15 protein-coding genes and 3 pseudogenes are annotated in these 23,158 nt (G+C 45.6%); 10 read left to right on the top strand and 8 right to left on the bottom strand.

Annotated elements, in window-relative coordinates; genetic code table 11:
• Nucleotides 1-194: 194 nt before the first annotated feature.
• Nucleotides 195-1,085 carry a D-alanyl-D-alanine carboxypeptidase/D-alanyl-D-alanine endopeptidase gene (dacB, locus tag VL20_RS06170; RefSeq protein ID WP_002787010.1) on the bottom strand — a complete coding sequence of 297 codons (891 nt, stop codon included), beginning with the start codon at nucleotides 1,083-1,085 and terminating at the stop codon, nucleotides 195-197.
• Nucleotides 1,086-1,359: 274 nt separating this feature from the next.
• On the opposite strand from dacB, the gene VL20_RS06165 reads away from it, so the two are divergent.
• The 3 genes from VL20_RS06165 to psbM all read left to right on the top strand — a co-directional run bounded on the left by VL20_RS06165 (nucleotide 1,360) and on the right by psbM (nucleotide 3,865).
• A complete protein-coding gene (locus VL20_RS06165) occupies nucleotides 1,360-2,340 on the top strand; it encodes an ABC transporter ATP-binding protein (protein WP_052275945.1) in 981 nt (326 codons plus the stop codon).
• A 188-nt stretch (nucleotides 2,341-2,528) separates the two neighbouring features.
• The gene (locus VL20_RS06160; protein WP_052275944.1) at nucleotides 2,529-3,644 is read left to right on the top strand and encodes a universal stress protein; all 1,116 of its coding nucleotides are present in this window, start codon (nucleotides 2,529-2,531) and stop codon (nucleotides 3,642-3,644) included.
• A gap of 113 nt (nucleotides 3,645-3,757) precedes the next feature.
• Complete coding sequence (psbM, locus tag VL20_RS06155; RefSeq protein WP_002745897.1) at nucleotides 3,758-3,865, top strand: photosystem II reaction center protein PsbM; 108 nt, start codon at nucleotides 3,758-3,760, stop codon at nucleotides 3,863-3,865.
• A gap of 345 nt (nucleotides 3,866-4,210) precedes the next feature.
• Here psbM and VL20_RS06150 read toward each other — a convergent pair whose 3' ends face one another.
• The 4 genes from VL20_RS06150 to VL20_RS06135 all read right to left on the bottom strand — a co-directional run bounded on the left by VL20_RS06150 (nucleotide 4,211) and on the right by VL20_RS06135 (nucleotide 9,108).
• Nucleotides 4,211-5,713, bottom strand: coding sequence for a pentapeptide repeat-containing protein (locus VL20_RS06150; RefSeq protein WP_052275943.1), 1,503 nt, complete (start codon nucleotides 5,711-5,713; stop codon nucleotides 4,211-4,213).
• A gap of 416 nt (nucleotides 5,714-6,129) precedes the next feature.
• Nucleotides 6,130-7,371, bottom strand: a complete 1,242-nt coding sequence (argJ, locus tag VL20_RS06145) for a bifunctional ornithine acetyltransferase/N-acetylglutamate synthase (RefSeq protein ID WP_002787007.1) — start codon at nucleotides 7,369-7,371, stop codon at nucleotides 6,130-6,132.
• 144 nt (nucleotides 7,372-7,515) lie between these two features.
• Nucleotides 7,516-8,616 (bottom strand): peptide chain release factor 1, encoded by a 1,101-nt coding sequence (gene prfA / locus VL20_RS06140; protein WP_052275942.1) that lies wholly within the window; start codon nucleotides 8,614-8,616, stop codon nucleotides 7,516-7,518.
• Between the two features lie 165 nt (nucleotides 8,617-8,781).
• The gene (locus VL20_RS06135; protein WP_052275941.1) at nucleotides 8,782-9,108 is read right to left on the bottom strand and encodes a hypothetical protein; all 327 of its coding nucleotides are present in this window, start codon (nucleotides 9,106-9,108) and stop codon (nucleotides 8,782-8,784) included.
• A gap of 57 nt (nucleotides 9,109-9,165) precedes the next feature.
• Here VL20_RS06135 and VL20_RS06130 point away from each other — a divergent pair.
• A pseudogene (locus VL20_RS06130) lies at nucleotides 9,166-11,318 on the top strand (polyribonucleotide nucleotidyltransferase).
• A 342-nt stretch (nucleotides 11,319-11,660) separates the two neighbouring features.
• Here VL20_RS06130 and rpsN read toward each other — a convergent pair.
• Nucleotides 11,661-11,963: a 30S ribosomal protein S14 gene (rpsN, locus tag VL20_RS06125; protein ID WP_002740009.1), complete on the bottom strand. Its 303-nt coding sequence runs from the start codon at nucleotides 11,961-11,963 to the stop codon at nucleotides 11,661-11,663.
• 120 nt (nucleotides 11,964-12,083) lie between these two features.
• On the opposite strand from rpsN, the gene VL20_RS06120 reads away from it, so the two are divergent.
• Nucleotides 12,084-12,623 (top strand): NUDIX hydrolase, encoded by a 540-nt coding sequence (locus tag VL20_RS06120; protein ID WP_002776703.1) that lies wholly within the window; start codon nucleotides 12,084-12,086, stop codon nucleotides 12,621-12,623.
• Here the strand turns inward: VL20_RS06120 and VL20_RS06115 are convergent.
• Entirely contained in the window at nucleotides 12,616-12,798 is a 183-nt protein-coding gene (locus VL20_RS06115) for a hypothetical protein (RefSeq protein ID WP_002743955.1), read from the bottom strand. The two genes, VL20_RS06120 and VL20_RS06115, sit on opposite strands and share 8 nt — an antisense overlap.
• Before the next feature lie 186 nt (nucleotides 12,799-12,984).
• Between VL20_RS06115 and VL20_RS06110 the strand changes: the two genes are divergently transcribed.
• Nucleotides 12,985-15,210 (top strand): glycosyltransferase family 2 protein, encoded by a 2,226-nt coding sequence (locus VL20_RS06110; RefSeq protein ID WP_052275940.1) that lies wholly within the window; start codon nucleotides 12,985-12,987, stop codon nucleotides 15,208-15,210.
• 383 nt (nucleotides 15,211-15,593) lie between these two features.
• A pseudogene (locus tag VL20_RS06105) lies at nucleotides 15,594-17,020 on the top strand (DUF7305 domain-containing protein).
• A 6-nt stretch (nucleotides 17,021-17,026) separates the two neighbouring features.
• Here VL20_RS06105 and VL20_RS06100 read toward each other — a convergent pair.
• The gene (locus tag VL20_RS06100; RefSeq protein WP_052275939.1) at nucleotides 17,027-17,773 is read right to left on the bottom strand and encodes a DUF4079 domain-containing protein; all 747 of its coding nucleotides are present in this window, start codon (nucleotides 17,771-17,773) and stop codon (nucleotides 17,027-17,029) included.
• Between the two features lie 456 nt (nucleotides 17,774-18,229).
• Here VL20_RS06100 and VL20_RS06095 point away from each other — a divergent pair, with 456 nt between their 5' ends.
• From VL20_RS06095 to VL20_RS06085, 3 genes and pseudogenes are all read left to right on the top strand, one after another.
• Complete coding sequence (locus tag VL20_RS06095) at nucleotides 18,230-19,720, top strand: UDP-N-acetylmuramoyl-L-alanyl-D-glutamate--2,6-diaminopimelate ligase (RefSeq protein ID WP_052275938.1); 1,491 nt, start codon at nucleotides 18,230-18,232, stop codon at nucleotides 19,718-19,720.
• A gap of 461 nt (nucleotides 19,721-20,181) precedes the next feature.
• A complete protein-coding gene (locus VL20_RS06090; protein WP_052275937.1) occupies nucleotides 20,182-21,405 on the top strand; it encodes an RNA-guided endonuclease InsQ/TnpB family protein in 1,224 nt (407 codons plus the stop codon).
• A 156-nt stretch (nucleotides 21,406-21,561) separates the two neighbouring features.
• Nucleotides 21,562-23,147: pseudogene (locus tag VL20_RS06085) on the top strand (protein kinase domain-containing protein).
• The last annotated feature ends 11 nt before the right edge of the window (nucleotides 23,148-23,158 follow it).

Genomic DNA, 23,158 nt, shown 5'->3' with positions numbered 1-23,158 from the left:
CCCCATCTCGGGTTAAGGGAATTTGGCCATCAGTTCCGCAAAAAAAAATCGGATTGACTCGCGAGAATCGCCCCGGGATTAGACCTCTTGCATAGAGAAGAATTCAGGAGTTAGGAGTCGGGAGACACAAGGGAAATCCTTACCCAATCGGGTTTTCACTAACTGTCAGGACAAATGGGTATTTTACGGGAGAGCTACTGAGCTTGACAGGAACGAGATTGGGTCATCTGTAGAACAATAGTATCGATCGCTTTCACCAGAGCCTGTCCGGAAACCCGTTGATTATTAACGATAATGCTAAATAACATCGGTTCTTGGTTGGGGTTTTCTAGATAACCCGATAGGGCCCGCACACCGGTAAGAGTGCCAGTTTTAGCGTAAACTGTGCCAGTAGCAGCCGTCTGACGCATTCGGTTTCTCAGGGTGCCACTAATTCCCGCTACCGGTAAGGAAGCATAGAAAGTGTCTCGATTAGGAGAATAATACATCACCCGCAAAATTTCCACGATCGAGCGGGGAGTAGCGGTATTACGGCGGGATAATCCTGAACCATCGGCTAAACGAAAACCACTGGGATTGATGCCCAATTGTGCCAAGATGGCAGTAACACTTTTAGAACCGCCGATAAAGCGAAAAAGAGTGTCAGCGTAGAAATTATTACTTCTCTGATTAGTGATATTCACCCAATCGCGCAGGGATTTTTTTTGAATTGTCGTTTCCGGGTTCATCGCTTGTAAAGCGGCAGCCGTGGTAAATAACTTTGTATTAGAAGCAGGGATAAAATAGCGATCGGCGTTATGACTATAAATAACCGTTTGGCGATCAATAGATTCGATTAATATACCCCACTGATTGGGAGCTTGACCGATAATTTTATCGATATTTGCCCCAATCAATTGAGTACAGGTATTATTATTGGTGTTATTGTTTTCTGGCGGGGGAACGTATAATTCTATGGATTCGTTCGACGAGGAAGGAGCGGGATAAACAGACAGATTAACTTGAGCGATGCTAGGGTAAGCCAAGGCGATAGTGGCTACACTGGCCACTGTCAGCGAATTGAGGCTATTGAGGATTTGTTTCATGCTGTGTTTGTCTAAGAGTCTGGTTTCCTTAAGCGTTCGCACTATTGTACCAGTTGCTGCTCAAGTGTCAAAGTTACCTGTCTAACAGATTTTAGCGGCTAATGCACACCAATGCCAGAGAAGAAAGCTGGCAATAGCCCGCACTGATACCCCTTCTCAAGACCGGTTGGAATTTTTCTGGGTTCCAAAACCGGGCTATTTTGATACTGTTGACATTGCTGCTGACAATTTGGGGATAATAAAAGCAAAGTGTAGGAAGAGGGATATCAGACCCATGTATTCTGTCTCAGATGACTCCAAAACAATGACGAATACCAGCCGTCAAACTGTGCTAGAGACGTTAAACTTACAAAAAACTTATCGGACGGGATTCTGGTTAAATAAAAAAATCGAATCCTTGAAAAACTGTACTTTAATTGTCCATGAGGGCGAAACCTTTGGATTATTAGGCCCGAACGGGGCCGGCAAAACCACGCTCTTAAAAACCCTTTTGGGGATTGTCCGACCCACTTCCGGACGGGCCTTGATTCTCGGTCAACCAATTGGCGATCGCTCGGTCAGGCAACGCATCGGCTATCTTCCTGAAAATGCCTACTACTACGACTATCTCACCGGCTGGGAATTCCTACAATTAATCGCCGGCATTTTTCAAATTCCCTCTTCTGTGCAGAAAAAACGCATTCCTGAATTATTGGATTTAGTGGGATTAGACCGCAAAACTGCCCAGAAAAAACAATTGCGTCAATATTCTAAGGGAATGATGCAACGGATCGGTATAGCTCAAGCATTAATCAATGATCCGGAATTAGTCTTTCTCGATGAACCGATGTCGGGACTGGACCCTATCGGTCGCTATCAAGTGCGGGAAATTATTCAATCCCTCAAACAACGGGGGAAAACCATCTTTTTTAACTCTCATATTCTCTCCGATGTGGAACAAATTTGCGATCGCATTGCCCTGTTGGCCCGGGGAGAATTACTCTGTGTCGGTTCCCTCGATCAAATTCTCGGTCGTGCTGATGTCTATCAGGTGATTGTTCAAGGGGGTAGAGAAGAGCAACTACAGCAATGGATACTCGGTTTACATTGGCGCGATAATTTTTGGCACGGACAATTACAGGGAGAACCCGCTGCTTTTCTGGCTGCCCTGCCTAGTATGGATGCTCGCTTGATTAGTCTTAATTTAGCTCGTGCTTCCCTCGAAGAATTTTTTATCGACCAATTACGTCAGCGCGGTATTACCTCTAGTCAATAGGCTCTTCTGGTTTCTGTGTGGAAACGAGGTCTATACCGATAGAATATCCGCAAAATAGTCCTAAAAGTTTTGCCCAATAAGCACTTCAGGGTTCCATAAGCAAAAATTATCACACAAAGTCGAGAAGAGCCGTCAATAGGCACTTTCATTATTAATCTACAAGGTAAGTTGCCAAAAAGGAGACAATTGTGCGACGGGGAAGACATAAAATTTTTATCGGGATGGCTCCGGGAGTCGGGAAAACTTACAAAATGCTGGAGGAGGGGCATAGTCTCAGAAAGCAGGGAACCGACGTGGTGATTGGACTGCTCGAAACCCACGGCAGAAAAGAGACCGCCGAAAAGGCCGAGGGATTGGAAATCGTACCGAGAAAAATCCTAGAGAAAGAGGGATTCACTCTCTCGGAAATGGATACAGAAGCGATTATCGCCCGCTCGCCGCAGCTGTGTCTGATCGATGAATTGGCCCACACGAATGCACCCGGTTCGGAGCGAGAGAAACGCTTTCAGGACGTGGAGATAATTTTATCCCGGGGAATCGATGTTTACTCGACCGTGAATATCCAGCATATTGAGAGTTTAAACGATCTGGTTGCCCGAATCACTGGGGTGGTGGTGCGGGAGCGAATACCCGATCGAATTTTGGAGGAAGCTGATGAAGTGATCGTGGTAGATGTCACCGCTGAAACCCTAGAGGAAAGATTATTAGCGGGAAAAATCTACACTCCCGAAAAGATCCAACCATCTTTAAATAATTTCTTTCGACGGCGCAATTTAATCGCCCTCCGGGAACTCGCCCTGCGTGAAGTGGCCGATACAGTGGAAGAAGAAGCGAGTAATTCGACATTTATCGGTCAATTCTGTCCCGTTCACGAACGGGTATTAGTCTGTGTTTCCACCTATCCCAACTCTTTACGATTATTACGTCGAGGAGCGCGGATAGCGGGGTATATGAATGCGGAATTTTTCGTGATTTTCGTCGATAAACCCGATCGCTTTCTCACCAAAGAGGAGGCTTTACATATCGAAACCTGCGAACGTTTATGTCGGGACTTCGAGGGGAAATTCTTACGGGTTAAAAGCTATCAGGTGGCATCAGCGATCGCAGAAGTGGCCGAACAGGAACGAATCACCCAGATTGTGATCGGGGAGAGCCGTCAATCGCGCTGGAAGCATTTAATCAAAGGTTCTTTCACCCAAAAACTCATGCGTCTGATCTGGCAGAAAAATATCGATCTTCACATCATCGCCACTGATCCAAAAGTACCAGTTAAAGACGCGCCGGCCAAGGGGGTGAAAAGGTGACTACCTTTCTGCCACTTCCCCACTCCCCCTCTCAAATCAGCAACGCCCTCTGGGATGATATTCTAGGAGTTAATCTTTAATGCAAATCCGTTGTCACTTAAGGGAGTTAACTCATGCAGGTAAATAATCTCGGCTTTATCGCTAGTATCCTATTCGTCCTAGTCCCCACGGTTTTCCTCTTGATTCTGTTTATCCAAACCAGAGAGGAAACCGAGGGTTAAATTCCTTCCCTATCCCTATTTTTCCTAAAAACCCCGGTGATTTCTTGAAGTCATGCGGGGTTTTTTCGCTTCAATTAGGGGAAAATGCTAGTTTCGTCACCTGATCCTAAATCGCCAAAAGTTAAAGTATTTAGGGTTGGCTGAATAAATGTGAAATGTAGGTAAGGTAAGGGTTTTGTGGCTTTTCTCGCCAAACAGGTGCAAGATTTTGAGAGAATCGTGCTTCCAAACCTTGCGTTTTCATCGGCCCGCGTCCTGTAGGGGCGAAGCATTCGGGCAATAACCTATCGGTGAAACCGGAGATTTTCTATCCGAATGCTTCGCCCGTACTTTTTGCCGCAAACCCTATTTAGTATTACAATCGATCAAATTTGGCGGATCTGAGTTTTTGTCCCTTTTGAGTTTGTCGATTTCTCGTTGATTGGCTTCCCGGTCCGCAGCCACCAATAATTGTTTATCTTCATCCCATTTGGCTTCCGTGTATATTGCTTTTTCCCAAGAGCAGGCCGATTTAATTTGTTCTGGATTAAGACCCTCGGCTCCGATGAGGAAGGCTCCCCTGAGGTTGGCTCGGTTGAGGTTGGCTCCGTCGAGGTCGGCTCCTTCGAGGTAGGCTCGGTTGAGGTCGGCTCCGTCGAGGTTGGCTCGGTTGAGGTTGGCTCGGTCGAGGTAGGCTCCGTCGAGGGAGGCTCCGTTGAGGTAGGCTCCGTTGAGGTTGGCTTCTTCGAGGTTGGCTTCGATGAGGAAGGCTCCGATGAGGAAGGCTCCGTTGAGGTTGGCTCCGTTGAGGTTGGCTCCGATGAGCTTGGCTCCGATGAGGTTGGCTCCGTTGAGGTTGGCTCCGTTGAGGTTGGCTCCGTTGAGGTTGGCTCCCATGAGGTTGGCTCCGATGAGCTTGGCTCCGTCGAGGTTGGCTCCGTTGAGGTTGGCTCGGTTGAGGTTGGCTCCGTCGAGGTTGGCTTCTTCGAGGAAGGCTCCGTTGAGGTTGGCAAGGTGGAGGCTGGCTCGGTTGAGGTTGGCTCGGTTGAGGTTGGCTCCCCTCAAATTTGTCCGACTTAAATCAAGAATTTTAATTTTATTAGAGTCAGTTGTTTCAGCCAAATTATCCCCTTTACGCCGCCCGATTACCGTTAAAGCGGCCTGAACTGGAATACTCACGGAAGGGAGCTTTTCTGGGGTCTTCTCTCTTTCCTCTCCCTCTGGCTTCAGTTGTCTCTTATTCGAGGGAATGGGGGAATTTTTACGAATGTAGGAAGTCAGCACTTCCATAATTGTCCATTGATCCTTGGGAGAATCTTTGGCAATTCGCTCTAGGGAATAAATGCCGCCAATTACCACCTCCTCTTTACCACTACCGATTTGCTCGACAGCTTTCGAGAAGCGCTCGGTAATCAGACGTTGCTGAGTCAGTTGCATTTCCGCTTGAGAATTGAAATAATTGACAATAAGCCCAATTCCTGCCAAAAGGGTAGCAATTAATCCCAGGGCAGAAATAATCGTTTTGACCACATCAATGGCAAAGGTGCGGCTGTCTTTGTCTTCACGGGCAAAAAGCCCCGGTATTTGCTGAAATAGCCAGAAGGGAAAGATTAGCAGTTTCCAAGCAACTCTGACAAGAGACTGGAGCGATAGCAACAATCTTTTAATTAGCCTTTTTCCCCCGCGATAGGGCATTTTTAGATTCCAAGCAAGAATCGCTCTGGGATGTTGGCTCAAATATTCTTTCGCTTGCTGCCAGTCATCTATCTCATTGCCTTCTTTACCCGATGCCAGCCGTTTTTGATAAAACTCGTAAGCCTTGATCTGGTGCAATTCTAAAGGAATTCGTGGTGATTTTTTCGGAACCATGCAGCGTTTTCCCCGCCAATAGATGGATTTTGCCAAGGGACTGAGGGACTGACAAAACTGTTTTCGAGACCGGTTGAAAAGAAGTAAGTAGGTAGGCGTTAAAAGTTGTCAGATGCCCCCCTTATTAAGGGGGGATTAAGGGGGGACTAAGGGGGGATCGGCACCCCCCTTATCAAGGGGGGCAGGGGGGATCGAACCTAAAATCCATTTTTAATTTAATTATAACCAGCTACTTACAATCCAACCATTAAAGTTTGTCTGTTAATCGGGTAATCGGCTCTCTCGGATGCTGTGTAATCAACAGGATCGATCATCGAGATTGTCGGTATAGACTAGAGCCTAACGTCAACCTTTGATCAAGCTGTTGGGATACAATCCAGCAAGGACAAGAGAGCCTGTTTAGAGAATCGATCGCTTTAAGTGGTGTACTCGGCGTTAATTTTGACGTAATCGTAACTAAGATCGCAACCCCAGGCCGTACCTGTTCCCGAACCGTTACCGATACAGATAGACATTAAAACGGTATCTTCTCGTAAATAAGCCCCGCTGGCTGCCGCTTTCAGGTAATTACTGGCACTAGCTCGATCGAACGCCAGAGGTTGACCATTTTCCATCATCACGAAGTCGCCTAACTTGATTTGTAGGTCTTCTTGATGGAAGACAACCCCGGCCCGGCCCGCGGCCGCCGCAATTCGTCCCCAGTTGGGATCTCGACCGAAAACCGCCGATTTTACTAGGGAAGAACCGGCAATGGTGCGAGCAATCTGACGAGCGGACTGATCATCGGCCGCCCCCGAAACCCGCACTTCTATTAAACAGGTGGCTCCTTCCCCATCCCGGGCGATCGCTTTGGCCAGGTATTGACAAACTTCTGTTAACATGGCCTCTAACTTTTGGGCATCCCGGCCCATTTCTGTGATCGCTGTGGTGCGCGATTGACCGTTAGCCAAGGCGATCAGACTGTCATTGGTACTGGTGTCCCCATCCACCGTAATCTGATTAAAACTTTTATTGGCCGCCCGACTTAACATATTTTGCCAGAGAACCGTCGATACTGCGGCATCACAGGTAATAAAGGAGAGCATTGTCGCCATATTCGGGTGAATCATCCCCGATCCCTTGGCAATTCCCCCAATTGTGACCGGACGACCATCGATAGTGGTTTGCAAGGCGATCGATTTGGGGACTAGATCCGTGGTCATAATCGCCCGGGCCGTGCTTTCGCCACCATTTTCCGACAATAAACCCGCTAAGGTCGGTAAAGCGGCGGTTAACGCATCCATGCGAATCCGTTGCCCGATCACTCCCGTAGAAGCCAGCAAAATTGCATCGGCGGGAATCCCTAAAACTTGGCTCAAGGCGGCGGCACTATCGAGAGCGTCTTGCCATCCAGCTTCCCCCGTGGCGGCGTTTGCTTGGCCAGCATTACACAAAATCGCCCTGGCGCTGGCTTTGGTTTGGAGGCGTTGACGGCAATAATCGACGCAAGCGGCCCGCACTTGACTGGTGGTAAAGACTCCAGCGGCGATCGCATCTGTTTCCGAGACAATTAGGGCTAAATCGGGCAAACCGGACGGTTTTAGCCCCGCAGCCATCCCTGCGGATTTAAATCCTTTTGGGGCGGTGATCCCCCCCTCTATTTCCTGCCAATCGGCCATTTTCTCCCGTCTCCTACTCAAATTCGACGATCGATTATAGCAAGTAAAAAGCCAAAAAGTAGCAAAGGGTTTGACCGTTGCGGGTTGGGGAGAGGGGAGTGGGGAGCATAAATAAAAATAATCCCCTGTCTCGGAGTCTCCTGATTAAGCTGTCTCTTGGGCAGCGGCTAATTCCGCCAGTTTTCCCTGTTGATCCTTGGCGATACAGGATTGAATCACATCTTCGATATCGCCGTCTAAAATGCGATCGAGGGAAAAATTCTGATTTAAGCGATGATCGGTGAGACGATTATCCTTATAGTTATAGGTGCGAATTTTTTCCGAACGGGAACCGGTTCCCACCTGAGAGCGCCGCATGGAACTGACCGCTTCCTGTTGTTCCTGTAACTTCATATCGTACAGTTTCGCCCGGAGAATCTGCATAGCTCGTTCCCGGTTTTGCAATTGCGATCGCTCTTCGGTGCAGAAAACCCGGATTCCCGTGGGTTTATGGATTAAATCGACGGCAGTTTCCACTTTATTGACATTTTGACCGCCTGCACCCCCGGATCTAGCCGTGGTTAACTCAATATCCTTGGGATCGATATGCACTTCCACATCGTCCACTTCTGGCATAATCGCCACGGTAGCGGTGGAAGTGTGGACGCGACCACTCGCTTCCGTCAGAGGAACCCGCTGCACCCGATGGACTCCCGCCTCAAATTTCAGCTTACTATAGACGTTATCGCCTTTAATCTCTAAAATTGCCTCTTTAAATCCGCCCATATCCGCCGGAGATTCACTCAAAAGGCTAACTTTCCAGTTTTGAGTTTCGGCATATTTTGAGTACAAGCGAACTAAATCCCCCGCCCAAATACTGGCCTCATCACCTCCGGTCCCAGCGCGAATTTCTAGCATGATATTCTTTTCATCGAGGGGATCCCGGGGCAGCAGCAGAATGGTTAATTGGTCTTCCAAAGTGGCGATTTTTGCCTCTAATTCTGCCACTTCTAGGGCGGCCATTTCCCGTAATTCGGGATCGCCGGCGGATTCTTTGAAGATTTGTTTCGCACCGATTAAATCCTCTTGACTTTTTTGCCAAATTTCGTAAGTGTTGACCGTTTCCTCTAGGGAAGCGCGGGATTTGGCCAGACGATGCAATTCACCCGGATTACCGGTGACATCGGGATCCGCTAGACGACGGGTTAATTCTTTGTAGGTCTGTTCTACAGATTGCAGTTTGTTTAGTAAATAACTTTCAGCCATAATCGATAATAAATAGGGTTAAACGGGGTTAATGGGAAGATAAACCGCAAATTCACTGGAATAGAAGCGTCTAACAGATAATAGAGACGCAATCCTTTTAATTGTCTTAATTTTCTTGGTTTGGGGTTCTTCGAGCCTAGAAAAATCCCGCCCAACTGCTGAGAGTCAGTCAGTTTTGCTAATACTTAGAAATATTTTTGGGCCAGCAAGCGGCAAGGGAAGACATTTTTTTCTTAACCAGATTATTCCTATATCTGAAACTATCATTTTTTGGCTGGTTTGAGCAAGTAATCTTAAATCCTGTTTAAAAGCAGGGTGTGGGGAGACCACTTCGTGCGCGTTGCGGGGGGAGATGGGGAGATGGGGAGCTTTTTTGCTGTGATCGGTAAACGGGAAAGAGTAATCAGCGAACTGATAACTCAACTCTGATAACTGATAACTGATCACTGATAACTGATCACTGAATACTAAACCTGTCGGAAAGGGGGACAAAAAATGCTAGGATTGCCACAGCACAGAGAAAAGCGAAAGAAAGGAATATAACTTTACATGGAAGAGTTTGACAAGTCAATATCCTTTGATGGCAGGGATATTCGACTAAAAATAGGGCTTTTAGCCCCCCAAGCTGGCGGTAGTGTTCTGATCCAATCGGGAGAAACGGCAGTTTTAGTGACAGCAACCACCGCCAAAGCCAGAGAAGGAGTAGATTTCCTGCCCTTGACCGTTGATTACGAAGAAAGATTATACGCCGCCGGGCGCATCCCGGGAGGATTTTTGCGTCGTGAAGGTCGTCCCCCGGAAAAAGCAATTCTGACCGGTCGTTTGATCGATCGCCCCCTGCGGCCTCTATTCCCCAGTTGGCTACGGGATGATATTCAGGTGGTCGCTACGACCCTCTCGATGGATGAGGAAGTACCCCGGATGTTTTGGCCGTTACCGGGGCTTCCGTGGCGGTTCTGTTGGCAGGGATTCCCTTCCAAGGACCGATGGCAGCGGTGCGCGTCGGTTTACTAGGGGATGAATTTATCATCAATCCCACCTACAAGGAAATCCATAACGGAGAATTGGATCTAGTGGTGGCCGGTAGTCCCGAAGGGGTGGTGATGATCGAAGCGGGAGCCAATCAGTTACCGGAACGGGATATTATTGAGGCGATCGATTTTGGTTATGAAGCGGTCCGCGACCTGATCACCGCTCAACGGGAATTGATCGATCAGTTGGGTATTCCCCTCGTCACCCGAGAAGCGCCGGTAGTAAACGAAACCGTGCATAATTTCCTGAAAGAACAAGCTAAAGAGGAAATTAAACAGATTCTCTCTCAGTTTACCCTCAGCAAAACCGAACGGGATGAGAAATTAGAGGCGATCGAAAATCGGATTAAGGAAACTATAACCGCTCTTCCCGATGAAGATCCCTTAAAAGCTCCAACCCTGGAAGAGCCAAAGTTAATCGGTAATCTCTTTAAGGATCTGACCAAAAAACTGATGCGCGCCCAAATTATCGAGGATGGGGTGCGGGTTGATGGTCGCAAACTGGACGAAGTACGCCCGATTTCTTGCCGGGTGGGAGTTTTACCCCGTCGGGTTCACGGTAGCGGTTTGTTTAATCGCGGTTTAACCCAAGTGCTTTCGATCGCCACCCTTGGCACCCCCGGTGATGCTCAGGATTTGGGGGACGACCTCCATCCCGAAGATGAAAAACGCTATCTTCATCACTACAACTTCCCACCCTTTTCCGTCGGTGAAACCCGTCCGATGCGTTCTCCTGGCCGTCGAGAAATCGGCCACGGTGCTTTAGCGGAAAGGGCGATCGTACCTATCCTTCCCCCCCAGGAGGAATTTCCCTATGTGCTGCGGGTGGTGTCGGAAGTCCTCTCTTCTAATGGTTCCACCTCCATGGGTTCCGTGTGCGGTTCTACCTTGGCACTGATGGATGCCGGTGTTCCCCTGAAAAAACCCGTTAGTGGTGCGGCCATGGGTTTAATTAAAGAAGGGGAAGAAGTGCGGATTTTGACCGATATACAAGGTATCGAGGATTTTCTGGGAGATATGGACTTTAAGGTGGCTGGCACTGATTCTGGCATCACCGCTCTCCAGATGGATATGAAAATCCCCGGTTTAACCATGGAAGTGGTGGCCAAGGCGATCGAACAAGCTTTACCGGCCCGCAAACATATCCTAGAGAAGATGTTAGCGACCCTAGAAAAACCCCGCACGGAATTATCTCCCCACGCACCCCGGTTATTGACGATCAAGATCGATCCAGATCTGATCGGGTTAGTCATCGGGCCAGGTGGTAAGACGGTTAAAGGGATTACTGAACAGACCGGCACAAAAATCGATATCGATGACGATGGGACTGTGACTATTTCCTCTACCGATGGGGAACAGGCCGAAAAAGCTAAACGACTGATCTACAATATGACCCGCAAACTCAATGAGGGTGAGGTCTATCTCGGTCGTGTGACTCGCATTATCCAAATCGGCGCTTTTGTGGAAGTTTTGCCGGGGAAAGAGGGAATGATCCATATTTCCCAATTGGCCGAGGGACGCGTCGGTAAGGTCGAAGATGAAGTGGCCGTGGGGGATGAGGTGTTAGTTAAGGTACGGGAGATCGATAGTAAAGGTCGTCTCAATCTCACCCGTCTCGGTATTCATCCCGACGAGGCCGCCGCTGCCCGTAAGGCTGCTACTGTAGTCTAGGTGAATTTTTTGTTCATGGTTAACTCTCGATCGCTCGATCGAGAGTTTTTGTTTAGGGCTTGCTGAATAAATGTGAAATGTAGGCAAGGTAAGGGTTTTGTGGCTTTTCTGGCGAAACAGCTGCAAGATTTTGAGAGAATCGTGCTTCAAAACCTGGCATCTTGAGCGGCGATCGCGTCCTGTAGGGGCGAAGCATTCGGGCAATAACCTATCGGTGAAACCGTAGATTTTCTATCCGAATGCTTCGCCCGTACTTTTTGCCGCAAACCCTACCTAAAAACGGCAATAGAGACGCAAAAACCACGCCTCTATCCCGGTATTTTCCCTAGATATTGTTTCTGACTACCAGCTAGACTTGACCACACCGGGTAAAAGACCTTGGTGGGCCCATTCGCGTAAAACGTTGCGGGATAAACCAAAATCGCGATAGTATCCTCTCGGTCTGCCGGTCGTTAAACAACGGTTGCGGTGACGACTAGGAGCGCTATTGCGGGGTAATTCCTGTAATTTTTGGTGAATTGCCAGTTTTTCTTCAAAATCTTCGGCGGTGCGGAATTGTTCTTTTAGTTCCGCTCTTTTAGCTTCGTATTTTTGTCTGAGACGAGCGCGTTTTTTCTCGCGTTCTACCATCGATTTTTTTGCCATGGGGTTTCTCGAAAAAGATTTAACCTGTAAAGACAGCATTTCCCATTATAACCTGAAACACCGGTGACAAAGGTGACATTTGTTGATATTAATTCTTAAAGTCCTAGTTGCAAATTTTCTATGTCTGAATCGCCTCAATTGCTCCAACAACGTCTTTTTTATCAAGGTCGGGTCTTTCAATTTGAAGTCTCGAAACTGCGTTTACCTAACGGTGTCGAGGGAGAATGGGAATGTGTCCGTCATCCGGGGGGTGCTTTAGCAGTTCCAATTACCAAGGAAGGTCAATTGGTTCTAGTACGTCAGTATCGATTTAGTTTGCAAGCTCGAATTCTGGAATTTCCCGCCGGAACGATTGATGAAGGAGAAGACCCTGCTACGACGGTAAAACGAGAATTAGAGGAAGAAGCGGGCTATCGGGCGCATAATTGGCAATCTTTGGGTAAATTTGCCTTGGCACCGGGTTATTCCGATGAATATATCTATGCTTTTCTGGCCCAGGATCTGGAAAAATTAAGCTTGCCCCCCGCTCAAGATGCCGATGAAGATCTAGAAGTGGTTTTTATGAGTTTTGAGGAAATGGAATCAGCGATCGCCAGAGGAGAATCGATCGATGCTAAAACTATTACTAGCTTCTATCTGGCCCGTTTAGCTCTTAATTAATCTTTTCAATCACCGCTTGTCCTAGTTGAATCAACTCAAAACCGATAAAAAGGCTTAAAATCACAGTGACAGCTTGATTAAGTAGGGGTATATTGCCTTTACCGAGAACAGAAGCGACGAATTTGACCACAACTAAAACGAGAGCGCTAACAATGGCGATTTTGACGGCTATCATAGACTAATTTTTCCTCACGGTTAACCAGATTATACTATTTTCAGACTTTTTCTGGCTAGTTTCATCTTGGGTTTGATACAAAATTTAGCATTTTGGTGGAGAGCGCTCCTGTCATTGCCAAAAATGTCCTGGTTTTTGTTAAGAATTGTAAAATGTAGTTAGATTTATTTGATCAGAAGGAGATTCATGTCTAACCAAGAATCGATTTTTCCATTCCCTCAAAAACCAGTGTATTCCTCCCCATTCAAGTCGATTTTAGCGATAATATCAGTTATCTTAATTATGTTAGCAGTGATCGGCGGGCTAATGATGGTCAGTTTATCATTATCTTGGCCAGAACACAATATTTATCGATTACTCCTTGGCTTAGTAGAAGATTTTTTTAACCCCCTTGCTTGGATTAAAGTTCCCACGGTTGCTCATAGCTATCAATTATTCTTACCCACGGTTATCCTGCTAATTTTTACGCAGTTAATCATGTTCTTGTCTCCGCATCCGCAAGTTTGGTCAAGATTAGTCATTATTTCTATCACTCTCGCTATCACCCTGCGCTATCTAATCTGGAGGATTCTGGAAACCTTAAATCTTTCTACTCCTCTCAATGGCTTTTTTAGTTTACTGCTTTTAGGCTTTGAGATGATGGTTTTAAGTGGTAGCATAATTCAGTTAGTTTTAGTCTTAACCACGAAAGATAGACGCAAAGAAGCTGATTTTTATAGCCAAGCAGTGATCAATAAACAGTATTTGCCCACGGTAGATATTCTGATTCCCACCTATAATGAGCCAGCCTTTATCTTAAAAAGAACTATTATCGGTTGTCAAGCCCTTAATTATCCCCATAAAAATATTTATATCCTCGATGATACTCAGAGATCAGAAATTCATCAATTAGCAGAAAAATTAAATTGTCATTATCTGACTCGTCAGGATAGAAAAAATGCTAAAGCAGGTAATTTAAACCATGCTCTCAGACAAACTCAAGGGGAATTAGTGGTAGTTTTTGATGCAGATTTTATCCCTTGTCGGAATTTTCTAGAAAGAACTGTTGGCTGGTTTCAAAACCCTAAAATTGCCCTAGTGCAAACGCCCCAAAGCTTTTATAATGCCGATCCTATCGCCCATAACTTAGGTTTAGAAAATATCGTTACTCCCGACGAAGAATTATTTTATCGTCATATCGAACCAGCTAAAGATGGGGTGGGTAGTCCTGTCTGTGCTGGTACTTCTTTTCTTGTCAGAAGAAAAGCCTTAGAGGAAGTGGGATATTTTAATATAGAATCTATTAGTGAAGACTATTTTACTGGGATTGCTATCTCAGCGAAAGGTTATGAAGTTATTTACTTAAATGAAAAACTCAGTGCTGGTTTATCTGCTGAAAGTTTATCAGCTTATTTACTGCAAAGATTGCGCTGGGCAAGAGGAACTTTACAGGCCTTTTTTATCAAAGCTAATCCCCTAAAAATTGCGGGACTAACCCTACCCCAAAGATTGGCACACTTAGAAGGAATTTTATCTTGGTTTTCTCCCTTAGCTCGTTTATTTTCTCTGCTGATTCCTCTCCTTTATACCTTTGGTTACATCGTACCTTTGAACATTACCATCGATGAGACAATCTATATCTTTTTACCCTACATGATGCTGCAGTTAGCCACTTATCACTGGTTAAATTCTCGCTCGCGCTCAATTGTTTTTTCTGAAGTATTATCGATGATTATTTGTGTACCAACATCCCTAACAGTTCTCCATGTTCTTTGGAAACCCTTTGACAAAGGATTTCAGGTGACACCGAAGGGACTTGCTCGCCAAGATTATCAATATAATTGGCACTTATCCTACCCATTGCTGTTTTTTCTCACTATTACTTTAATTAGTATTTTCTTTAATTTACACCATCACAATTATCAAGAAAGTCCCCTAAATTTTGGCTTGATTTTGGCTATATATAACGTGGTTATTATCATGACGGCTCTGGTGGCTTTATTGGAAGCTCCCCTCACCTTAGAAACTCAATACCAATTGCTGGAATCTCCTGTTAACTTGATCACAGAATCGGATATAATTATACAGGGCAATCTGAAAAAACTTTCGGAAATAGGAGCAGAAATTAACCTGAGGGAACCCATCTACTCAGAAAAATTACTCCTAGATATTTTAGGGGAAGATTTGCGCCTATCTGCTCATCTAGTCAATCTAGAAAAACGAGGCAAAATCTGGCAAGCAACCCTTAAATTCCAGCCACTTATCCTATCAGACCAGAGAAAATTAATTACTTTTTTATTCTGTCGTCACCAGCGCTGGCCACTGAAAAATACGGCAGGAGAATTACAATCCCTTTGGTTGTTAATTATCAGCTTTTTTCGGGGTATAGTCTTGATTTTTCGGGCAATTCTGAATCGAAAAACAGCCCTTTAGTTCAGTCAAAAATCGAAAATACTTAAGTAGCTGGTTATAATTAAATTAAAAATAGATTTTAGGTTCGATCCCCCCTTAGTCCCCCCTTGATAAGGGGGATGCCGATCCCCCCTTAGTCCCCCCTTGATAAGGGGGGTGCCGATCCCCCTGCCCCCCTTGATAAGGGGGGTGCCGATAGGCGGGGGGATCCTCCTTGATAAGGGGGGTGTCTGATAATTTTTAACGCCTACATACTTATCGAAAAATTACTGGCTGATTATCCTATCAACTGGCCTTAGTCTGTGATTTCACTCACAGTGCTATTCCTGTATTCTCACAGTTTTCACTTGACCAAAAATTGATATTATTGTAGTAAAAGTAACCATTCTTAGATGGACTGGCTTATGAACAATCGTTTATACCTTCACCTGATGGCTAATAAGGAAAAGGGGTTTGCCTTGCCTCTTGCCGTGTTAATTGGACTCATCCTCATGGTGACAGGAATAACTATGATAATGCGCGCCCAAGGGGACCAATCGAAAGTAATTGCCCAAAAAGTCCGGGCTGATGCTTTAAGAAGTTCCGAAGTTGGAGTGGCTCGCGTGCAGGATCTACTCAATAGTGTTCGAGTTATGGCGAGGTTTAATAGTGATAGTAACTGTGATACTCACGGCTGTTGGAAAAACGCCGAAGTGGTTACTGATCCCAGTAACGATTTACAAAAACATTTAAAAAAATTAGTCGACGCCGCCCCCTCCTGTAGTAATCCCAACGATGCTGATACCTTGAAGGCAAAAATCCGTGAATTAAGAGATTTGAGCGAAGATAAATGGGTTGATCTCGGTAATAATCGTTATTATCGCGTGGTTGGATATGATTATAATCCTGTGTCCGGGCAGGGAGTTCTCACCCTCGAAGGACGTTCTCGCAAAAGTCCCGAAAAAGACCTAACTAACATTGCTATCAATAGAGATATTGACGACAATGCCGCCTCCCGTAACCGCGTGGTGGTAACTATCCCTATTCTTGATGCCCCTCCCCTCGCATTTAACCGCACCACGGTCCCAGCTTTATGGATAAGTGAGGGAACGGCGGACGATGGTGCTAAATTTGAAGGGGATGTGGTGGAGGTTGTGGCGTGGCCAGAATGTGATATTAAGCAGGATAAGATTCCAACGCCCAGCACTGGAACCCCCCCTACAAAGCACAAGTTGTCGGTGTGTTTTTCCCCAATTTACCGGAGACTCCCACCGGTATTCCAAGCCTAGGAGACCTTACCAGTTCTGAAACTTTTCCCAGAACGGGAGACACAGCATCTCCCAGCGGAGTGTACGAGTATATTGTTAATAATATCAACTTGGATGAGGAAGATGACGAGAAGATTACCATCACTGCGGGGTACCGGGTATTTTTCTATGTTCAAGGTAATATTAACGGTGCGATCGAACACAATTGTGGTGCTAAGCCTGACTGTAAACCGGGCAATCTACAAATTTATGCCTATAGTGAATCAGATTCCGCGAAAATTTGTCTGAGAGGAGACCAAAGACTACAAGCGTTTATCTTTGCTCCTCACTATTCCCTCGGTAACACTGGTAATGGTAATTTCTTCGGTGCTGCCTGGGGTAAAAATTGGGGCAAAATTTCAGACTGTGCCTCAACTAGCGGTGCTGTAGCTGTTACTCAAAGGGTAGAATGGACTGAATTAATCGAAGACCTGAGACCCCCATTTCCCCAACTTGGTGGTATTGACAATTGGTGTGAGGAACCCATTGATACTACGGGTACATCTCTGTGTGCGCCAACTGCTTCACCCTCTCCCAGTCCCTAAAAAAGTTTAGCTTATCGGGTTAATGAGGGGGGTTGAGGATTTCGGTTCAGGACAGGTTTTATTGGTGAAATCACAGCGATAAATTGCCGGTTTTTGCCAACTGAGGGGAATTTCCAGCAAATCCCTCGAACCGGTCATGGCTTGTCCCAGAAAGAGAGCCAGAGCAATACAATTGAGAATTGTATGGGCAATGCGCCAACGATGGGAACGGTCTTTATAGATATCTTCGACAATTGCCAGAGAGAAAATCATCAGTAATGATGCCGCCATGCCGATATAGTAGTGAGACCAGTACCATTGGGCCGAGAGTCGCCAGACCCCATCCTGAGAACCGATAATAATTAAACCCATGCCAGTCAAAGTGGCAAAAATTCCGCGCCAGAGGGCTTGTTTAGCGCGGTAGAGACAGACCAAAGAGACAATGGTGACAAAAAACATCAAAATCACAAAAATGACCTGAAAGGAGTCTAATTTTCCGTCTTTTTGTTGATCGACAAAACCATTAAAACCGTAAACGACCGAGTAAGCTAGTGCTAACAGGTTAACCCCTACCACTGTAGCCGTTAACCAGCGGCCTAAGCGTAGATGTTCCAGCCCGACCACTGGCGGAATTTTACTTTTATTTCCCGGGTTGGTTTCTAGGCGACGTTGACGGGTTTGCCAAGCAAAGTTAACTACGAGGCCGATAATAGGGAAAACGACCACTATCCCTAGGACAGGATGAATGAGAGCCAGAAAATCGACGAATTGCATATAAATATCCCGAAAATAGTCAGCAGAAAATCGTCAATAGTTGACAAGCTATAGCCTTGTTTTTTTTAGCTTATCGCAGATATCAGGAGCCGGTCGGCAAAAGGCAAAAGGCAGGAGATAGGGTGATAGGGTGATAGGGTTTTGGGGATTTCAGTTATCAGTTATCAGTTATCAGTTATCAGAGGCTCTCTTGGGTTTCGTGTGATAAGCAAAATTTATGGCTTTTCAAACGGTCTTTGGATAAGGCTTTCAGTGCTTACTTACCCAAGAAACTATCAAGAATACCCACATTTTCCCACAAAGTACAAGAGAGCCTTATCAGATGTGAGTTTTCAGTTCACTGATTACTGATTACTGTTTACTGATCACTGAAAAACCCACTTCCCATTTCGGACTAGGAACCTCTTTGATTATCGGCTAATCTAAAAGCAGCAATCCCTAGATTCAATCCTGACTATGAAACTACAAGAACTTTTGACAAATATCACTCCGGTTTCCCCGATTTCTTCTCCTATCGCTTCTATTACCGAGATTACAGGAATTTCCACCAATTCCCATGCTTGTCAACCGGGAGATCTATTTATCGGTTTACCCGGAACGCGGGTGGATGGCGGCGAATTTTGGCGTTCCGCTTTGGAAACCGGGGCCCTAGCGGCGATTATCTCCCCGGCAGCCGCCGCTAAATTTCCCCCCCCGGAGGATGCTTGCGTAATCGTTGTGGCAGATTTAGTTACTGCCACTGCCGCGATCGCTGCTAAATTTTATCATTATCCTGCCCAAACCCTAAAATTAATCGGTGTGACGGGAACCAACGGCAAAACCACCACCACCCATCTAATTGAATATTTTCTCAGCCAAGCAGGGATTCCCACCGCTTTATTCGGGACTCTTTACACCCGTTGGCAAGGATTCCAAGAAACCGCTAATCATACCACCCCTTTCGCTAACGAGTTACAAGCCAGTTTGGCCAAAGCGGTGAGCGCCGGCAATGAAATCGCCGTCATGGAAGTTAGTTCCCATGCACTGGCCCAGGGACGGGTACAGGGTTGTACTTTTCCCGTGACAGTGTTTACTAATCTCACCCGGGACCATCTCGATTATCACCTCGATATGGAGGATTATTTTGCCGCTAAAGCTAAATTATTTAGTCCCGATTATCTGCAAGGTAAGGCGATTATTAACCTTGATGATGTCTATGGTCAACGTTTAGCGGCCTCCCTGTCTCCCCAACAGGTTTTAACCTATAGTGTGTCCGATGCTAGTGCCGATTTTTATACTAAGGATTTACAGTATCAACCCACGGGAGTGGAAGGGGTGATGGTGACTCCCCGAGGAGAAATAGCCTTTGCTTCTCCTCTAGTGGGTCAATATAATCTAGCTAACCTGTTAGCGGCGGTGGCGGCAGTGTTAGAATGTGGTGTAGATTTAGAGACAGTAATCGCCCAAATTCCCCAATTTTCAGGAGTACCGGGGCGGATGGAACGGGTTAGCACCGCTCCCGACCAAGATATCAGCGTCATTGTCGATTATGCCCATACTCCCGACAGTTTAGAGAATGTTTTAAAAGCTTCCCGGCCCTTTATTTCCGGTCGGATGATTTGTGTTTTTGGTTGTGGTGGCGATCGAGATCGGACAAAACGACCGTTAATGGGTAAAATAGCCGCAGAATTAGCAGATTTAGCCATAGTTACCTCCGATAACCCTCGCACAGAGTCTCCCGAACGAATCCTTGAGGATATTATCGCTGGCATTCCCCCAGAAATTACCGTGCAGGTAATTAGCGATCGCGCTTTGGCCATTGACACCGCTATTCAAACAGCACAACCGGGAGACGGAGTAATTATTGCGGGTAAAGGTCACGAAGATTATCAAATTTTGGGGACGGAAAAAATCCATTTCGATGACCGCGAACAGGCCCGGGCCGCTTTGATGAAAGGGAAAAAGTGATGAGGGATGATCAATTATCAAGAAAAGCTAACATTAGTTGACCGAAAATTTGGGTACAAGCCCCGCCATGCCCGCGCAGGGTCGGGCAGCTCCACCTTAAATATGTATTGTCAACTGGTTCTTCGTTACTTGGTATGGTTCGATAGGGGGGCATAAATCGACTAAATCCTTATCTGGCAAGAGACTTAATTGATTAGTTCGCTCTAGATAAAAACAATTAACAAAAATCGCTAAATGCCTTTCTATATAAGGGTTCCATCCCTTATAACCCCCGTCCATTGCATAACACAAACCGAAGAGCCTGTCAACTTAAGGAATTTTGTGTTAAGATGTCGATAAGTAGTCGTGCAAAATAAATTTCCTAGTGAAGAAAGGCAAAAGGCAAGAGGCAAGAGGCAAGAGGTGGTTAGATATGTGTAATTAATTTTGCTTAGGTACTTACTCGATCGAGCAATGTCAAAATGTTTGTACTAAAATACAAAGTTAAGCCAAAACCTAATCAAATAGAAGCCATTAATGAGGCAATACGGACAACCCAATTTGTTCGGAATAAAGTCCTGCGTTATTGGATGGATAATCCAGGTGTTGGCAAAACAGAGTTATTTCGGTACAACACAGCATTAAGGAAAGAGTTTAAATTTGTTGATGATTTAAACTCCCATGCTTGCCAGACTGCCGTAGAAAGAACCTTGCGGGCAATTACTCGGTTTTACGATAATTGCCAAAATAAAGTTAAAGGAAAGAAAGGCTACCCTAAGTTTAAAAAACATTCTCGTTCTGTTGAGTATAAAGTATCTGGATGGAAGCTATCAAAAGATAAACGCCATATTACCTTTACAGACAAAAAAGGTATTGGGACTCTTAAACTGATTGGCTCTAGAGATATTAATTATTATCAACCAGACCAGATTAAACGGGTAAGAATCCTTAATCGTGCCGATGGTTACTATGTGCAGTTCTGCATTAAATTAGACCCCAGAGACACGGTTAAACCTTTAACACCTTCCCAGAAAGCTACTGGGATTGATGTCGGCTTAAAGTTTTTCTTAGTAGATAGCGAAGGCCATCAAATTGATTGTCCGAACTACTATCGAAAAGCTGAAAAACAATTAAACCGATTAAACAGGAAAAAGTCAAAGAAATACCGTAAGGGTAAAAAACAATCTCGTAATTATCACAAAGCTAGAAAGCGATATGCTCGGAAACATTTAAGAGTAAGTAGGCAACGAGAAGAGTTTGTCAAGAGTGTGGCACTCCGTTTAGTTAAGTCTAACGACTTAATCGCCTATGAAAACTTAAATATCAAAGGCATGGTCAAAAATCGTCATTTAGCTAAGTCGATAACTGATGCAGGATGGTCTGTTTTTAGGCAATGGCTAGAGTATTTTGGGGACAAATACTGCAAGTTAACTATCGCTGTCTCACCCCATAATACGTCTCAAAATTGTTCTAATTGTGGACAAAAAGTCCAAAAGTCGCTATCTACTCGAACCCATGTTTGTCCTCATTGTGGATATACAGATTGTCGAGATAGAAACGCCGCTTTAAACATCTTGCAAAAGGGATTAAGTAGCGTGGGGCGCACGCAAACTTTAAACGCTTCGGGAGAGATTCCCTCTTGGTTGGTTGGAGAAATCCTGCTTGCTAACGGAGACTCAATGAACGAAGAATCCCCGTCTTTTTAGAGCGGGGAGCGTCAAACAAAAAAGGCGTTACAGGCGCTTTGATTGTCTGAGGCCTCTGGCTTTAGACTTTGGGAGATACCCCCCCTTGAGGAGAATCTCTTAAAGTGCATTGTTAAGGTGTGTTAGTAAAAAAGATCGGTCAATTGGTGGCTCTAGATGACCTACTGCCTTAATCCCAACTGTACTCAACCGAAAAACGCCCCGACAGCGTTAATCTGCGAGAGTTGCGGTTCAAAACTTCTTCTGCACGACCGCTATCAAACCCTACGCATTTTGGGGAAAGGTGGGTTTGGGGCAACTTTTGTTTCATCGGATCTGTCCCTACCAGATAAGCCCCTCTGTGTGGTCAAACAACTGCAACCTCCCCCTCAAGATGCTAATGTTTTTCGCATGGCGAGGGAACTTTTTGATCGAGAAGCGGCCACCTTGGCAAAACTGGGAGTTCATCCGCAGATTCCCCGATTATTGGACTATTTTGAAGATAATCAACAGTTTTATCTAGTTCAAGAATACGTTAAAGGTCATAACCTGCACCAAGAGGTCAAAAAACGCGGACCGTTTAGCGAAGCGGGAGTCAAACAGTTTTTAAGTGAACTCTTGCCGATTTTGAAATATGTCCACGAGCAAAAGGTAATTCATCGGGATATCAAACCCGCTAACCTAGTTCGTCGGCAAACAGACCGAAAATTGGTTCTGATTGACTTCGGGGCTGTCAAAAATCAAGTTAATAGCGTCATGGCCAATGCCGATTCTCAAACCGCTTTCACTAATTTTGCCGTGGGTACCCAGGGTTTTGCCCCCCCCGAACAGATGGCCATGCGTCCCGTTTACGCTAGTGATATCTATGCGGTGGGAGCTACCTGTCTCTATCTACTCACGGGCAAATCTCCTAAAGCGATTGAAGTTGATATTAATACAGGTGAATTACTCTGGGAAAAATTAGTCAAGGTGAGTCCCCAGTTTGCTAAAGTCCTGAAAAAAATGCTGGAAGTCTCTGTCCGTCATCGCTACAAATCCGCCCAAGAGGTAATGGATGCTTTAGACATGACGGCTTATGCCGATAGTCTAGCCCAAAGTTTAATCGCCGCTCCAATGGTTACTTCCCAGCCCCCCGACAAGATTCAGGTTCGATAGCCACTTCCTCCGTTTCTGGCCTTCTCAAGTCTAAATTTCGTCCCAAAAATCAAAATCCAGAGGCCTCTCCAGATAATATGCTGGGGGGACAGATGGCTTTTTCACTGTCTAATACAAATGTATTGATCAAAAGTCAAGCCCGCAGCAGCACAGAGCTAACCTTACTGAAGAAAAAACCCCGCTTAGATGAAAAAGCGATTCTCGATGCTTACAATAACGGCCGGCGCAATTTCGCCCAAGAGGAATTACCAAATCTCAATCTGGCCAAAGCCAAACTTTTTGGCATCAATTTCTGTCAATCCAAATTAACAGGAGCTAATTTACGAGGGGCGGATCTGTCCAATGCGGATCTGGGCCGGGTTAATCTCAGTCAAGCTATTCTCAAAAATACCAATTTAAATAATGCCTATCTCGGTTATGCAGATCTGGAAAGGGCCGATTTACGCGGGGCTAATCTCACTGGCGCCCATCTTCGCTACGCTAATCTCAAAGATGCTAATCTTTGCGGGGCTAATCTCTCTGATGCCCAAGTAACTCGAGAACAAATCGCCCTGGCAAAAACCAATTGGTTAACAGTTATGCCCAATGGTAAACGCAGTTTCTGGTAATCTTTTTTCAG

It is taken from the genome of Microcystis panniformis FACHB-1757 (assembly GCF_001264245.1).
GTDB lineage: Bacteria > Cyanobacteriota > Cyanobacteriia > Cyanobacteriales > Microcystaceae > Microcystis > Microcystis panniformis.
Note: the sequence above shows the minus strand (reverse complement) of the source record. Positions and strands in the feature narration are given on the sequence as shown.

Coding starts and splice junctions, on each gene's coding strand:
- VL20_RS06165 (WP_052275945.1), top strand. CDS start 1,360: ATGTATTCTGTCTCAGATGACTCCAAAACAATGACGAATACCAGCCGT.
- VL20_RS06090 (WP_052275937.1), top strand. CDS start 20,182: ATGTTTGTACTAAAATACAAAGTTAAGCCAAAACCTAATCAAATAGAA.
- VL20_RS06150 (WP_052275943.1), bottom strand. CDS start 5,713: ATGGTTCCGAAAAAATCACCACGAATTCCTTTAGAATTGCACCAGATC.
- prfA (WP_052275942.1), bottom strand. CDS start 8,616: ATGGCTGAAAGTTATTTACTAAACAAACTGCAATCTGTAGAACAGACC.
- VL20_RS06110 (WP_052275940.1), top strand. CDS start 12,985: ATGTCTAACCAAGAATCGATTTTTCCATTCCCTCAAAAACCAGTGTAT.
- dacB (WP_002787010.1), bottom strand. CDS start 1,085: ATGAAACAAATCCTCAATAGCCTCAATTCGCTGACAGTGGCCAGTGTA.
- argJ (WP_002787007.1), bottom strand. CDS start 7,371: ATGGCCGATTGGCAGGAAATAGAGGGGGGGATCACCGCCCCAAAAGGA.
- psbM (WP_002745897.1), top strand. CDS start 3,758: ATGCAGGTAAATAATCTCGGCTTTATCGCTAGTATCCTATTCGTCCTA.
- VL20_RS06115 (WP_002743955.1), bottom strand. CDS start 12,798: ATGATAGCCGTCAAAATCGCCATTGTTAGCGCTCTCGTTTTAGTTGTG.
- VL20_RS06095 (WP_052275938.1), top strand. CDS start 18,230: ATGAAACTACAAGAACTTTTGACAAATATCACTCCGGTTTCCCCGATT.
- rpsN (WP_002740009.1), bottom strand. CDS start 11,963: ATGGCAAAAAAATCGATGGTAGAACGCGAGAAAAAACGCGCTCGTCTC.
- VL20_RS06100 (WP_052275939.1), bottom strand. CDS start 17,773: ATGCAATTCGTCGATTTTCTGGCTCTCATTCATCCTGTCCTAGGGATA.
- VL20_RS06120 (WP_002776703.1), top strand. CDS start 12,084: ATGTCTGAATCGCCTCAATTGCTCCAACAACGTCTTTTTTATCAAGGT.